Source organism: Leptospira neocaledonica, from assembly GCF_002812205.1.
GTDB classification, from domain to species: Bacteria; Spirochaetota; Leptospiria; order Leptospirales; family Leptospiraceae; genus Leptospira_B; species Leptospira_B neocaledonica.
Genome location: NZ_NPEA01000005.1, coordinates 368227 through 382439, shown reverse-complemented (window position 1 = coordinate 382439; position 14213 = coordinate 368227). Strand labels below are relative to the sequence as shown.

Here is a 14213-nt window from a genome sequence, read left to right as displayed (position 1 = left end):
GTTTAGGCTAGTACTCGAAGGATTCGATAGCCTCTTCCAGCGTTTTGTAGATCTCGAAAATGCTAGCTAACTTTGTAATCTCCATTAAATTTTCGATATCATTATTCAAATTGGTAAATACCATGCGACCCTTCAAGCCGTCGATATGCTTGTAGATGTTAAGAAACATCCCCAAACCGGCTGAGTTGATGAAAGGAACTTTTTTCAGGTCGATGATAAACTTTGGAACGTCACCTTTCGAGATATACTCCTCGATTTTTTGACCAAGTTCGAATTCATTACCCGCTTTAATCGGGCCTTCGATCTTGATGATGTGAACGTCGTTTTTAGTGGTGACTTTGATTTTCATAACCCTTTCTTGGATTTTTGTGCTTATATAAGATCTGCATTCCGGCCTCCTTGTAAAGCCCTTTTTTGCAGAATTGGCCTGTCGAATCCCTCGAAAGCTCCCAAAAATCAAAGAGAAACTAGGTTTTGACTCTGACAGAAATTACAGGAAATATTGTCGACATTTTGGCCGAATACAAACATCGTACCAAGGTCAGCAATGCCCGCTAAGCCCCCTCTTTTATCCCTAGTCATTCCCGTTTATAACGAGGAAAAAACCATCCCCGAACTCGTGAAAAGACTCCGGGGCCTACTCAGTATCTTAAAAGAAAAACAACGCTTCGGAAAAGAAGATGCAGAAATTCTTTTTGTAAACGACGGTTCAAGAGACGGGACCTTCGATGTATTAAAAAAATTCTGCGAAAGAGAGCCAGGTTTTTTTCTTCTGAACTTATCCAGAAATTACGGACACCAATTGGCGATTACTGCAGGGATCGATACTGCAAGAGGTGAAACTGTCGCCGTTATGGACGGAGACTTACAAGATCCCCCGGAGTTCGTCGCCGATCTCTACGCAAAAATGTCGGAAGGTTACGATGTCGTTTATGCGAGAAGAAAGAAAAGAGAGGGTGAGTCTTTTTTCAAGCTCATCACAGCTCACGTATTTTATAGGATTCTAAAAAAAATCACTCGATTCGATATCCCGATCGATACCGGAGATTTCAGGATCATGAGCAGAAGGGTGACTGATGTTCTAGTATCCATGAGAGAACAACATCGTTATATCCGAGGACTCATCGCTTGGATCGGTTTCAAACAAACAGGTTTGGAATATGATCGCGACGAACGTTTTGACGGAGAAACCAAGTTTTCCGTCAGCAAAATGTTAAAGTTTGCATTGGACGGGATCACTTCCTTCTCTTCTGCTCCGCTCAAATTTTCCTCTTATTTAGGATTTGCTTCCGCGTTTTTCGGTGCATTGTACACGGTTTATATTCTTTATTTAAAACTGTTTACTGATAATACCATCCAAGGCTGGACCTCGGTCATGATCGTTGTTCTGGTATTAGGCGGGATCCAGCTTATCGCATTAGGTATGATAGGTGAATATTTAAGCAGAGTAAACGATCAATCCAAGAACCGTCCTCTCTATGTGATCGAAAAGATCTACTCGGTAAGACCAAAAAGTAAAAAATGAACCGTACCTGGGATAGAATATTAGGAATCTTATTCGGCGTCCTTGCCTTGGTTGCCACCGGAGTTATGATCTCCAAGAACTGGCAGGCATTCTTAGAGATCTGTCCGATCACAGACCTTCTGACCTGGGACGAGAATATCCGACTAAATGCTGTATATGACCAGTTCCAGGACTATAGAGACGGCAAGATCTGGAGGGCAACACTTCCCTTTTTAGAGGCAGCGACCTGGCCACCGTTACGTCCAATATTCTCTCTTATACTTTTGGCAAGTCCAGGAGAATGGCCCATCACTTGGAAGGATTCCTTTCTTGGCTTGGCATTTTATGCTCTTTGTTTTCCTTCTATCATCTATATCGTTTCCAGGATTTCAGGATCTTTTCTTTTCGCGAGTTTGGTCTCTATTTTTGTATTGGCTTTGAGCCTTCATACTTCTGAAACTCCTGCTTATAGTCTTTCTTCTATGTTGGAAACCCAAGGAATGTTTATTCTTCTTTGGGTGTATTGGGGATTATACAAACTTTATGATTCTGTAAAAGACCTGAAGCCGGGAGAAAGTTTACCTGCAGGCTCCAAGATAGCCGCCTTGGTCTCTGTAGTTTTGATCCTTCTATTCTTTACCAAGTATCCTTACGGACTTTTATTATTCATTTCCATCTTTTTGTTCGAGTTACTTTCCAGATTTCCGGAATGGATCGGGTTCATTCGATTCTCTGTAAAGGTCCATTATAAAGGGATCAGGCTTTTATTTCTGATCGTAGTTGTCCTTCTTGTGCTTTCATTGCCTGTCTTAAGAGTAGTGACAGATTGGAATCTGGACCAAAGGTCTTTTAAAAAAGTATTATATTTCCTGACTGTTCTTCTTTTTTTGGATTTCAATTATTTCTTATATAGGAACAGAAAGGATTTAGGGGAAATTTCTCCTCCTTCTATCAAAATACTCTATCTGTATGCGATCCTTCCTTGTTTCATTTGGTTATTCACGAACCTAGACAGGGTAATGAGTTTAGTAAACGCTCAAATGATCGTGAACAAATTCGTTCGTAGTTTTATCTTAAGTTTATTCGAATCTCCGGAGGATAAATTTCCGGCGAGCCATGTGTTCAGCGAGCCTTGGATTTTTAGGACCTTCTTCTTATTCTCCTTAGGAGCAATCGGATACTGGCTCTATCAAAACAGAAAAGAAAAAACTGCTTCTCCGCAAACAAAGTCCGAAGGAAAAATAGATTTTCTACTTTCTAAGTTGCAGAATATCAGTTGGCCGAAATTTCTAAAAGATCCGTTATTCGCAATCACTGTAATCGTATTCTTACAATATATTGTTATAGATGCGACCACCGGTAACAAACAACTTAGACATGTATTCTATCCTTTGCCTGCATTACTTACGATCTTAAGTCTCTGGTCTTTCAGATTGGTTCAAATTTCTGAAAAAAGTAGAATATTACTCTTCTCCGGAATTTTTCTATTCTTCTTTCTATGGGCTTCTAGCCTATTTGTGAGAGAAGGTGGACTATTCAGCCAAACGTATCTTTCCAAAAACCAATTTTGTTTAAAAGGTTTCGACACGGAGGCATTCGAACCGGCGAGAGAATTTGCGAAAGAGATAGATCCTCAAGGGAAATACGTCGCATTTAATACATTTCACGATGAGGAGAACTTCCAAACACCCGGAAGAATTCTCGCCTCAGAATTCGATCTTTTATTCAGACAAAAAACGGTCGAAAAAGGGAAATATCGCAACGATAGCAAATATAAATGGAAATCTTGGGACGAGTTTGACAAAGCTGTGTATGTAGGACCTTCTTGCGAATTACCTCCTAAGGTTCTTACCAGAGCGGAAAGTTTAGGTATTACCCTGGATCCTATCAAAGAAATTAAACATCCAAACGGAGATTATTGTTTCAAAGAATTTCGTCTTATTAGAAAATAATCGGACTAAACCGAAACCCGTTTTCGGTAAACGGCTCAAGGCATCGTGACTCATCCATGGTTATTACCCACCATTATCGCGGCTACGCCTTCCGCCTTTTTTCTATTTTTTATCTATTTATATTTATATAAAAAAGAAGGACAGAAAGCATTGCTTGCCTGGTCCATCTGCTGGGCATTTCATCTTTTAGGATACATTGGAAATATCATGAATGTAGGAGGCGCGGACTCTTACAAATATTTTCCCACCTTCTCCATTGACTTCATTAGAGCACTTTTCCAATTCTTAGGATGTTTATATTTTTTAAATAAATCATTCTCCAGACCTTTTCAGGTCTTATTTTCGTTAACTGGCCTATGGGCTTTGTTTTTAGACTTAGAGAAGATCAAAGACGCTTATATGATCTGGCCCATTTATATATTGATTGGCGGATCCCAAATTTATACGGGGATCATTTTTCTAAGAACTAAAAATTTAATCCCAAGTTTAGGAAAGATGATCGCAGGTTGGATCTTTATTATCTGGGGAATTCATGTACTTAATTATCCGTTTCTTCGATTTCATCCTGAATTCGGCTTTATAGGTTTTTTTATCGCAGGTCTTTTTAGATTCGCCTCCGCAATCGTAATACTACTCGTATTCTTTGAAGAAACAAAAGCGGCTCTTTTCAAAACGGAAGGAAATTATAAGAAGATAGTAGATACAACCTTAGAAGGGATTTGGCTGATTGATAAGGATGCCAAAACTAAATTCGTAAATTCTAAAATGGCCGAATTTTTAGGAATGAGCGAAAAAGAACTGATAGGTAAAAGTTTATTTGATTTTATAGCAATGGATAATACTGATCTTGTAAATAGAAGACTGGAAGAAAGAAAACAAGGACAAGCAGAAGTTCATGATTTCTTTTTCAAACGACCCGATGGAGAAGCAGTCTGGTTATTGATGTCTACAAATCCAGTCTTCGACTCGCAAGGAAATTATGAAGGTGCGCTTGCTATGTGCACTGATATTACCTACTATAAAAAAACGGAAACCGCATTAAAAGAAAGTGAAAGACAACTTTCCACTTTGATACGAAATCTTCCAGGCATCGCATATCGCTGTGCATACGATCACGATTGGACCATGGAGTTTATTAGCGAAGGTTGTTTCGAACTTACAGGTTACTCTCCATCCGACTTCGTCTCTAACCGTACAATTACTTATGGAGAGATCATGCATCCGGAAGACACTGAAAGAGTATTTCATGAAGTTACGGAAGCAATTGGCAAGAATGTTCCGTATCGACTTCTCTATCGAATCTATCAGAGAAGTGGGGAAATGCGCTGGGCGTTCGAACAAGGTTCAGCGGTCAAAGGCGATAATGGAGAATTGATCGCGCTCGAAGGTTTTATCACAGACTTCACTCAAGTTAAACTTGCGGAAGAAATTATGGCGAATGCTCTCCAGGAAAAAGATATTCTACTCAAAGAAGTGCACCATAGGGTTAAAAACTATCTGCAAGTTCTATCCAGTTTACTTTCGATCCAGCTTGAGCAAGGAGAAGTAGAAGTAAGTAATCCAACCCAGGTTTTGACCGAATCCCAAAATAGAATTTTATCTATGGCATATGTGCACGAATCCTTGTATGGAAAACATAGGATCAGCGACGAATTTTTCCCGGAGTTTGTAAGCCGGCTTGTAGACAGCCTTCTCAAATCTTTCGGTCATAAAAAAGAAGAGATTCAAATTTTCCTAAATTGTGAATCTCTTCCGATCAAACAAAATTCTGCGATCCCGATCGGTTTGATCCTGAATGAATTAGTAACTAACGTTCTAAAACATGCATTTTCTTTTAAAAAACGTTCCGAAGAAAAGATCATCAAAATCTCTTTTTACAAAGATGAAAATTGGATCCATTTGGACGTTACAGATAATGGAAAAGGGAAATCTTCGAGCTCTAAATCAGAGGATTCCATGGGTTTAGAACTTGTGGATCTTTTGACAAAACAGCTAAAGGGCTCGGTGATGGATCTTTCTTCCGAGCAAGGAACTGTTACAAGGATACGGTTCCCAGCTTCTTATTAGAGATTTGGAAATTCGTCTGTAGGAATTCCTACATGGGTTAAGGGCGCCCCGCCCTAAACTTTGGGTGGGGGGAGTGGCTCGTGGGAGAGCCCTTTCCGCATATCACAGAATTAAGATCTCAACAACCAAATTTTGTAACTCTCTATGTTGGAATTCCAACATACTCGGCACATTCGCGCTCGATATTTCTAAACTCCTGAAGTTACCACCGATGTTGGAGTCCTAACATCTCCTATAGGCTCAGGTTCTCGGTTCGCAACTTCCCTAAAAGTATCAAAATACTTCTCGTGATTAGTTCCCATAAGCCTATCCCAAATATTAAAGTACAAACTGTAATTACAGTTAAAATATTTATGGTGCATATTATGATGAGTAGTAGAATTATGAAGTCTTAATATTTTATTTTCCATAAACCATTTCGGAAAAAGTTCGAAAGAAAGATGCCCCAACACATTTAAAAAATTACTGTAAAAGAAAAAAACAATAAGAGCAGTCGTATGCACCGGTAAGAAAAGGATTACCAATGGAACGATACCAGCTTCTACCACAGCTTCGTACGGATGAAATGAAAACGCTGCCCATGGAGAAGGGTTCGTAGACTTATGATGGACTAGATGCATTCTTTTAAAAAGAAGAGGATGATGCATCAAACGATGGGTCCAATAAAAGTAGGTATCGTGCAAAAATATCAAGGCAACGATGCTGAATAGAAGATACGGAACCCCGTAATCCTCAACCTTATCGTAGATAAAAGTCCAGCCGGCATTCTTCATTAAAACGACCAGAATTCCGGAAGCAGCAAAGATCGCGAGAGAGATTGCCGAATATTTTAGTTCGTGAGAAATTTTATCTTTTTCCGGAAGTTTATTCTGGATGATTTTATGTTTAAGCCTTTCTTTATAGATCACCCAAATAAAAACATAGGCGATCCCCGCCATTAAAATATAGCGGAACCATAACATGCCTAAGGTCAAAAAATAATAAGCGGTATAACCTAATTGATCCACGATTTCGTTCATCCCATTCTCTCCGTGTATACACAGTTTACACGATAGGACAACAATCAGCCTATCCGATTTTAAAAAACCTCTAGCTGATTTCGAAATCTGCAGTACTTTTTAAAGATTCGTCCCTACCACGGTTACGGCGGAATTCGGTTGGAGTAACTCCAGTCAGTTCTTTAAATGCACGATTAAAGGGTCCCAAGGATTGGTAGCCTAGATCCATAGCCACCCTGATAATAGGAACCTCATCTTTTCCGGAATCTAAAAGGATCTCACAGGCTTCTTGGATTCTGTAACGATTTAGGAAATCCGGAAAATTCCGAAAACCCATGGCCTGATTGATCAGCCTTCTGAGTTTATATTCCTGCACTTCTAAATCTTCTGCCAGCTGCCCGATTGTCAGTCCTTCTTTTCGATATAGTTTTGTTTCTTCAAACGCAGAGACTAATTTTTTCTTCAAAGCGGGATCTGCATATACCGCTTTTTCCTCTGTATCCTCAATTTCTTCAGGCCTTGGATCTACCAAACCTTCTTTCAATTCGAAGACCAAATACATGAATGCAAGTATAAGGCCCCAAGCGAAAATCACATTTGCTAAATCCAAAATTTCGGATAATACCCGTCCTCTTAAGATCAAGTGAGAGAACATATTAAAGGTGATTACACTTCCGGTCATCAGAATATGAACTTCACGTAACCTTCTTCTTGTCTCAATCAAGTCATCCTTTCTACCTGAATAGATCCGGATAATGGCAGCTACAACAAAGCCCAAAGATAGAAGAGTCGGAATGATGATATGAGCAAGAACAGTTTCCGAAACGATAGGTCCTCTCATATTGATCAGATCTAATACTGGATAGACAGACCAAGCTGAAACCCCGACCTTGCAGATAAGTAAAAACCAATGCCAATATTTGACCTCGAAATGATCCTCGAAGATAGCAAGGCTGATCATCCAAAAGAAAAAAGGTAAACTGATCAAGCCTGCGAATAGAAACGTACGAACAGCGTAAGGGATCTTAAGATCAGGATCCAAGGATAGGAGAATATAACATACAATCCCGAATGAAAAACCTCCCGCGATACGTATCCTCAGATCATAAAAGTATCTCCACCCGAGAAGCCCGATGATAAAGATTAAATTCGAAAGACAGAATAAATGTAATATGTCCGTGATCTGTGAGATCAAATGAGTTCTTCCAGTTTTTCCAATTCTCCCCAAAAGTCCTTTGTTTGTAAACCAGGAAGAAATTTCCGAATCAAGCTGCTGTCGATAAAACTGTCTTCTCTATCCATCTTTTCTTCGGGAACAACCTGAATCTTACCATGATCTTCTAAGAATCGGAAGATCTCCAACCAGGTATGCCATTGCCCATCGGATAAAATTAACTCGGAAGGCAGATCATTTCCAGGATAAGATAGAAGTAAACGTACCACTTCCGAAATATCGTCCGCATGGATCAGATTTAGTTGACGTTTTGTCTTTTTGACCGAACCTTTTCTCGCCCAATTTGCCGGATTTCTTCCCGGTCCATAGATCCCTGAAAGTCGGAGGATCTTACCGCCCTTCTCCAAAAATTGTAACTCTGTTTTGTAACGATCATGTTCCGGATCTAAAGGTGTTTTTTCAGTGATATCAGAAGTAATTCTCTGGTAAATGCTAGTTGATCCGAACATCCAAACAGTTTTGGAAATGGAAAATATAGTGTCGAAAACTTGCTCTCTATTCTCGAGTTTCTGAGCGGGGAATGTGATGAGGCTTGCATCAAACTTCGAACCCTCGTATTCTTTGAGGAAATTTTCCAAGGAAACGGTATCGGACAGGTCCAGCAAAATGGAACCTTCTACTTTTGTTTCCCTAGAAACTCCTAAAACAACATTTTCTTTTTGTAATGTACGTAGAATACGTAAGCCGGTATATCCCAGCCCGAATATCGCGAACTTAGGCATTACTCCAAACCGAGTCTTTTGTAGATCAGTCCCACCTTATCCAAGTAAGGTGAAATTTGGAAGATAGAATCCAGATCTCCGGGCTTAAGTACCTTCTGCACCTTAGGGTCTTCTGCAAGTCTTGTCTTCAGGTTTTGGGAAATATCCGCCCAAACAGCCATCGCATGACCTTGTACAATTGCATAAGCATCTTCTCGAGTAATCCCGCCTTTTTCGATCAAATGAAGAAGTACTTTTTGAGAGAAGATCAAACCTCTTGTGGTTCCTAATGTTCTTTCGATCGCATCTGGATACACATGTAGATTTTTTACTACGAATAACATTTTATCCAGAATATACTCAAGAGCAATCGTAGAATCCGGAACAACTATCCTTTCTGCAGAAGAATGAGAAATATCTCTTTCATGCCATAAGGCCACATTTTGTAAAGCGGTAGAAACATTGGAACGGATCACTCTAGAAATACCGGAGATCCTCTCACAGATCACGGGATTTCTTTTATGAGGCATTGCAGAAGATCCCTTTTGTCCCGGAGAAAAAGGTTCTTCAATTTCTCTGCCTTCCGTTTTTTGAAGAAGACGAACTTCGGTCGCAAAACGATCCAAGCTCGCTGCAGTTACGCCTAACGCGGACATATAAGCCGCATGTCTATCTCGAGAAACAACTTGGGTCGCGATCGGATCAGGCTTGAGCCCCAACTTCTCACAGACGTATTCTTCGATATCAGGCTCTATATTGGAATAAGTTCCGACTGCACCCGATAATTTTCCTACAGCTATTTCTTCTTTCGCCAGGGCCATACGCGCCCTGTTTCTTTTCATTTCTTCGTAAAATAATGCAAACTTTAGACCGAGAGTCATCGGTTCCGCATGGATCCCGTGAGATCTACCAATACAAGGAAGGTCTCTGTATTGGATTGCCTTCTCCTTGATCGCCTCGATAAGTTGGTCCGTTTTTTTCAGAATCAGATCCATTGCTTGGACCATCTGCACACAAAGTGCGGTGTCACCGATATCGGAAGAAGTGAGGCCGTAATGTACATGGCGACCTGCAGGCCCGATATAAGAATTCATATTAGTTAAGAATGCGATTACATCGTGGTGGACCTTGGATTCAATCTCCAGGATTTCGTCCACTTTGAATCTTGCTTTGGAACGGATCTCTTCGAAGTCTTCTTTAGGGACCTCCCCTTTTTTCATCCGGGCTTCAGTGGCCAATATTTCGATTTCTTTCCAAATATCGAATTTGTTCTCCAACTCCCAAATTTTAGAAATCTCCGGATTCGAATACCGATCAATCATTCCAGTTTCCTTGGGGAAATACCCCCATTGATAGGATTTTTATCGGGTGCCGATCCGTAAAACGTTTTTGGTTCGCACTGGGCAAACCGAGCCTTAAGGAAAACAAGAAGGAAAAAGGGCGATGTTGGAGTTCCTACAAGCCCAATCTATCCGGCCTCCTGCGCCTTTGTAAGAGAATTTCGTAGAACCTCTCTTAACTTTATGCCTTCCTATCAGGATCAATTCCTTTTTTACGGAGCCATTTACGACGCCCCTTTTCTCCAAACCATTTTAATATGGGTGAAAGTGAGCCGACTAACCAAGGAAACACAGCAGCCAATCTAGAAGTAAGCCCGTCACTATAAGGAACATAGATCTCTAGTTTACCGGTTTGGATCCCCTTAAGAACCGCCTTCGCAACATCATCCGGAGATTTTACTGCATTCAACCAATTCAAAACGGTCCCTCCGTTCATAGCCTCATGCATGAGCATCGGAGTATCCACAGCGGCGGGATAGATGCCGGAAATTTTAACACAACTACCTTTCAACTCTTCATGAATTGCAGTTAAAAAACCTCGGAGCCCGAACTTAGTAGCAGAATATAGTGCTGAATCTGCGAGAGAGATGATCCCTCCTATCGATACTATATTTGCTACCGATCCTCTTCCTCTTTCCAGCATCATAGGAACAATGGCGCGTATTAATCTAATCGGACCGAGTAAATTGATGCCGGCATGACGATCTATTTCCAGAGTATTTTGTTCCAGAAAGGGACCTTCCTTCGCATACCCTGCGTTATTTACTAAAACTTCTAGATTTGGAAATTTAGATTTAACGACAGAAACCATCGCTTCCAACTCTTCCGACTTTGTTAAATCGCAGGCGATCAATTCTGGAGTTTTAGAAAGCCGACTTGCAATCGACTTCATCTTTTCTTCCTGAATGTCACAAAGGATCAAACGATATCCGGCTTTATCTAAACGTAATGCGATTGCTTCTCCGATCCCACCTCCCGCACCTGTAATCAAAGCGATTTTAGATCCAGAAAGTTCTTTTGTCCCGGAACTCATCTAACTGCCCTTGCAAGCTCTGTAGATGCGGCATTAGAATTATCATCTGTCTTCAAAATATCGAATTGTCCAGATTTCAGCTCCGGCCATCCCATTTTACGTTGGATTTTAGATCGATATTTCTTATACGCGACCTGGTTCACGTAGACGGAATGCCGTCCAGTATTCAGATAATGGATTCCTCCGTTTAACAAAGGTCTATCATTCCAAATTAGAGATCCGAATTTTTTTGCGGAAGGATCTCCGTTTCGTTTCGCATCTATATAAGAAGAAATTAAATTAGCCATCTCATCAAACATCTTATACGCTCCTCCGTCGGTTTCCATATAACCTAGAGCGTAAAGATTTTCATAATTACGGTTAAAAAGAGTAAGATAAAGTTCCGGGCGCCCGTTTTTCCATTCGAAATATTTTTCCTCCATATAGGGAATTGCCCAATGATATCCGGTAGCAAGCACGACCAAATCGATTCTTTCTTTGGAACCATCCTTAAATTCCACAAATTCCCCGTTTAATCTAGAAACGTCTCCCTTCGCAATCACATCTCCATGGCGAAGATTATGCAGAAGTTGGTCATTGATGATCGGATGAGTTTCGAAAATTTTATGGTCGGGAGCTTGGAGACCGATCTTAGTCAAATCTCCTACTAAAAATTTTAATATAATACCGAAAACCCATTGGGAAAACCAATTCGGAATCCAATGTGCCCCGTCTCCAAATACATCTGCAGGCATACCGAAAATATGTTTTGGAATAAAATAATAACCTCTTCTCACACTGATGAATGCTTGTTCTGCCGCAACCCCTGCGTCGCAAGCAATATCGCATCCTGAGTTACCTGCGCCTACAACAAGGACTCTCTTTCCACGAAAGGAAGAAATATCCTTATACTTAACGCTATGTATCACTTCTCCGCGGAACGTTTCGATACCTTGTAACTTTGGAATGTTCGGAGACCAAGTTATTCCGCTGGCACAAATAACTCCTTCATAAAGTCCAGACTCTCCGTTCTCAAGTGTTACCAACCATTTGGATCCTTTCTGTTGGATGGACTGGACAGACGAATTGAATTTTATATGACGATATAGATCATATTCCCTGGCAAACGTTCTATGATATGCAAGTATCTGACGGTTAGAAGGATAATCAGGATATTCTTCAGGCATTGGATAGTCCGCATAATTGGAAAGATATTTAGAGGAGATAAAATGGGCGCTCTTATACATAGGAGATCCCGGATTTTCTATATCCCAAATTCCTCCTACATCCTTATATCTTTCGATTACATGAAAAGGAATCCCCTTCGACTTTAAAGATCTTGCCATAGACAATCCTGCAGGGCCGGCTCCCACTATACAGTAGTGGCCCGAATAATCACGAGCCTCGTTTGAATTAGAAATTGTAGTCTGTTCTTTCATATATCCTCTTCCAAAAAAATGAACATTGCTCTTTTTATTTATGATCAATGCTCATTTTTTGGAAATAAGTCAAACAAAAATCAGCCGTAAAAGAAAAAAGTAGTCCGAGAAGAAGAGGAAATATAACTGTATCTCCTATGAAGCAGGGCCAGCGCACCCCGGTACAATCCCGAAGTAAAGAAAGAGTAGATTTGATCCTAAGAACTGCAAAAGAATTGATCGGAGAAAGAGGGATAGATGCGGTAAGTATGAGAGAAATCGCTCAATCTGCAGGGATACAGATAGGATCCTTATACCAATACTTTCCCGGGAAAAACTCTCTCTTACTCACGATTATGAGAGATTATTACGACAGAATTTACGCCGGAACCAAATCCCTTTTAGATCAGGTCAATAATGCGGAAGAATTGGAATCGGCCGGAGAAAACGCACTCATACAATTCGCGGAATTCTTCCAAAAAGACACGGCACTCGCAAATCTTTGGGCAGGCGCAAGAGCCGTCCCAGAATTAGTTTCGGAAGATATTTTAGATACATATAGAAATGCAGAACTGATAATAAAGACTGCATTACGTTGTTTACCCGGATTAAAAGAAAACGATCTAAAACCTTTCGCGCTCTTTCTTAGCCATACAATGGGTACGATCGTTCGTTTTGCAGGAGAAATCGAAACGGAGGAAGGAAAGGCGGTTCTTAAAGAATGCCAGGAAATATTCAGACTCAGGTTAAAAGCCCTAATCGATCTCTCCAAGTCCTCTAAAAAGAAAATCAAATAGAGATTTTAAATTTCTCATTAACAAGATGTTTTCCCACAAGACTCACGGAGAACAAATAGGAAAACGGACTTCAGGAGTTCCTGCGAGACTCGGAGATCTCTGTGCGGCCCCTCCTCCCCACTAACCTAATTCAAAAGAACTCACGAATTCCTTAATTAGATTGATATGATCAACTTCCGGAGAAGGATTCTCCTTGCTTGGCTCATATAGATGTTCATCAAAAACATGGTAATCGAAAATTTTCAATTCGAAGTCGGGAATAGTGATAATAATATTTTCGGAATGGATATCAAAGATCAATTTTTCTTCGTTCGCAAGATAACGGGTTACTTCTATTACTCTATGAAAATCCAAGGCGATCTTTTTGAGTTTGGATTTGCTGATGATCCCGAATCTATGAGTGTCAAAGTTCAATTTCCATTTAGGAAAAAGTGCGTCTTGGATCGGGTTCTGCCTCACCTTCTCGTTCAATCGAATGAATTCTTTTAAATGTTTTCCAGGTAATAAATTTTGATTATCGCAGGGAGTAAGAGTGACCACAGGAACGCCGAAAGGACTTCTCCTAAACCGCAAACCCATAAAAAATCGAGTGGGAAGTACAAGATCAGGAATCAGACTTTTTAATTTCCAATAGTGTAATCTTTCTAATCCTAAACGAGCGAATTTAAAACGGATCTCGTCTCTTTTGGATTCTCCCCATGCTGATTTTTGCAAATGATGCATGAGACCGATCTCTTCGGTTTTCAGATAACGTTCCAGGTTATTCTGCACCTCTTTATACAAAGAACCGAAAATAGGATCAGAAGGTAGTTTGGATTTCCCGATTTTAACTACTTGGTTCCAAGGAAGTGTGTATACGAATTTATAAGAGCCTCTTCCTATATAGTTCTCTGCGGCGAGAGGCATAAAATTATCTAAAAACTCTCGACCATATCTATGCGTTATGCGAAACACATGAGATACAGGAAAAAGTTTTTCGTAAAATTTTCGGGCAAAACCGGATTGCCTAAGACGGAAGTCGATGGGCAGATCCTCTTTTGGGATCTGAGAATCCGCCCTGTCCGGATCGAAGAATAATTCCTTATCCAGGCCCTTTTCAAGAATCTCGATAAAGCTAGGAATTCCGGGAGAGTTCCAAAAATTCCGGATTGCCTCTCCGAATTCGCTGAATCTTCCCTTTTTCGCCATTA

The 14213-nt window shown here is 40.4% G+C and carries 12 protein-coding genes; 4 read left to right on the top strand and 8 right to left on the bottom strand.

What is annotated here, in order from left to right:
• Positions 1-7: 7 nt before the first annotated feature.
• On the bottom strand, positions 8-349 hold the full coding sequence (locus tag CH365_RS10955; protein ID WP_008594836.1) for an STAS domain-containing protein: 342 nt from the start codon (positions 347-349) through the stop codon (positions 8-10).
• Positions 350-547: 198 nt separating this feature from the next.
• On the opposite strand from CH365_RS10955, the gene CH365_RS10950 reads away from it, so the two are divergent.
• Genes CH365_RS10950 through CH365_RS10940 form a run of 3 tightly spaced genes read left to right on the top strand, consistent with a single transcriptional unit; the run spans position 548 to position 5523 of the window.
• Complete coding sequence (locus tag CH365_RS10950) at positions 548-1525, top strand: glycosyltransferase family 2 protein (RefSeq protein WP_100768597.1); 978 nt, start codon at positions 548-550, stop codon at positions 1523-1525.
• Positions 1522-3456: a hypothetical protein gene (locus CH365_RS10945; RefSeq protein WP_100768596.1), complete on the top strand. Its 1935-nt coding sequence runs from the start codon at positions 1522-1524 to the stop codon at positions 3454-3456. Before CH365_RS10950 ends, CH365_RS10945 begins: the two co-directional genes overlap by 4 nt.
• A 45-nt stretch (positions 3457-3501) precedes the next feature.
• Positions 3502-5523 (top strand): PAS domain S-box protein, encoded by a 2022-nt coding sequence (locus CH365_RS10940; RefSeq protein ID WP_100768595.1) that lies wholly within the window; start codon positions 3502-3504, stop codon positions 5521-5523.
• A gap of 188 nt (positions 5524-5711) precedes the next feature.
• Here CH365_RS10940 and CH365_RS10935 read toward each other — a convergent pair whose 3' ends face one another.
• The 6 genes from CH365_RS10935 to CH365_RS10910 all read right to left on the bottom strand — a co-directional run bounded on the left by CH365_RS10935 (position 5712) and on the right by CH365_RS10910 (position 12247).
• A complete protein-coding gene (locus tag CH365_RS10935) occupies positions 5712-6542 on the bottom strand; it encodes a sterol desaturase family protein (protein WP_100768594.1) in 831 nt (276 codons plus the stop codon).
• Positions 6543-6612: 70 nt separating this feature from the next.
• Entirely contained in the window at positions 6613-7716 is a 1104-nt protein-coding gene (locus tag CH365_RS10930; RefSeq protein ID WP_100768679.1) for a helix-turn-helix domain-containing protein, read from the bottom strand.
• The gene (locus tag CH365_RS10925) at positions 7713-8477 is read right to left on the bottom strand and encodes a Rossmann-fold NAD(P)-binding domain-containing protein (RefSeq protein WP_100768593.1); all 765 of its coding nucleotides are present in this window, start codon (positions 8475-8477) and stop codon (positions 7713-7715) included. The genes CH365_RS10930 and CH365_RS10925 overlap by 4 nt, the downstream gene beginning before the upstream one ends.
• Complete coding sequence (gene purB / locus CH365_RS10920; RefSeq protein ID WP_100768592.1) at positions 8477-9778, bottom strand: adenylosuccinate lyase; 1302 nt, start codon at positions 9776-9778, stop codon at positions 8477-8479. Before purB ends, CH365_RS10925 begins: the two co-directional genes overlap by 1 nt.
• 199 nt (positions 9779-9977) lie before the next feature.
• On the bottom strand, positions 9978-10829 hold the full coding sequence (locus CH365_RS10915; protein ID WP_208861198.1) for an SDR family NAD(P)-dependent oxidoreductase: 852 nt from the start codon (positions 10827-10829) through the stop codon (positions 9978-9980).
• Positions 10826-12247 carry a flavin-containing monooxygenase gene (locus tag CH365_RS10910; protein ID WP_100768591.1) on the bottom strand — a complete coding sequence of 474 codons (1422 nt, stop codon included), beginning with the start codon at positions 12245-12247 and terminating at the stop codon, positions 10826-10828. Before CH365_RS10910 ends, CH365_RS10915 begins: the two co-directional genes overlap by 4 nt.
• 137 nt (positions 12248-12384) lie before the next feature.
• Between CH365_RS10910 and CH365_RS10905 the strand changes: the two genes are divergently transcribed.
• Positions 12385-13023 carry a TetR/AcrR family transcriptional regulator gene (locus tag CH365_RS10905; RefSeq protein ID WP_100768590.1) on the top strand — a complete coding sequence of 213 codons (639 nt, stop codon included), beginning with the start codon at positions 12385-12387 and terminating at the stop codon, positions 13021-13023.
• A gap of 120 nt (positions 13024-13143) precedes the next feature.
• On the opposite strand, the gene CH365_RS10900 is transcribed toward CH365_RS10905, so the two are convergent.
• On the bottom strand, positions 13144-14211 hold the full coding sequence (locus CH365_RS10900) for a hypothetical protein (protein ID WP_100768589.1): 1068 nt from the start codon (positions 14209-14211) through the stop codon (positions 13144-13146).
• Between the last annotated feature and the right edge of the window lie 2 nt (positions 14212-14213).

What these genes read in the sequence shown, in the direction of transcription:
- CH365_RS10925 (WP_100768593.1), bottom strand. Translation starts at nt 8,477, where the DNA reads ATGCCTAAGTTCGCGATATTCGGGCTGGGATATACCGGCTTACGTATT.
- CH365_RS10905 (WP_100768590.1), top strand. Translation starts at nt 12,385, where the DNA reads ATGAAGCAGGGCCAGCGCACCCCGGTACAATCCCGAAGTAAAGAAAGA.
- CH365_RS10955 (WP_008594836.1), bottom strand. Translation starts at nt 349, where the DNA reads ATGAAAATCAAAGTCACCACTAAAAACGACGTTCACATCATCAAGATC.
- CH365_RS10935 (WP_100768594.1), bottom strand. Translation starts at nt 6,542, where the DNA reads ATGAACGAAATCGTGGATCAATTAGGTTATACCGCTTATTATTTTTTG.
- CH365_RS10915 (WP_208861198.1), bottom strand. Translation starts at nt 10,829, where the DNA reads ATGAGTTCCGGGACAAAAGAACTTTCTGGATCTAAAATCGCTTTGATT.
- purB (WP_100768592.1), bottom strand. Translation starts at nt 9,778, where the DNA reads ATGATTGATCGGTATTCGAATCCGGAGATTTCTAAAATTTGGGAGTTG.
- CH365_RS10910 (WP_100768591.1), bottom strand. Translation starts at nt 12,247, where the DNA reads ATGAAAGAACAGACTACAATTTCTAATTCAAACGAGGCTCGTGATTAT.
- CH365_RS10945 (WP_100768596.1), top strand. Translation starts at nt 1,522, where the DNA reads ATGAACCGTACCTGGGATAGAATATTAGGAATCTTATTCGGCGTCCTT.
- CH365_RS10950 (WP_100768597.1), top strand. Translation starts at nt 548, where the DNA reads ATGCCCGCTAAGCCCCCTCTTTTATCCCTAGTCATTCCCGTTTATAAC.
- CH365_RS10900 (WP_100768589.1), bottom strand. Translation starts at nt 14,211, where the DNA reads ATGGCGAAAAAGGGAAGATTCAGCGAATTCGGAGAGGCAATCCGGAAT.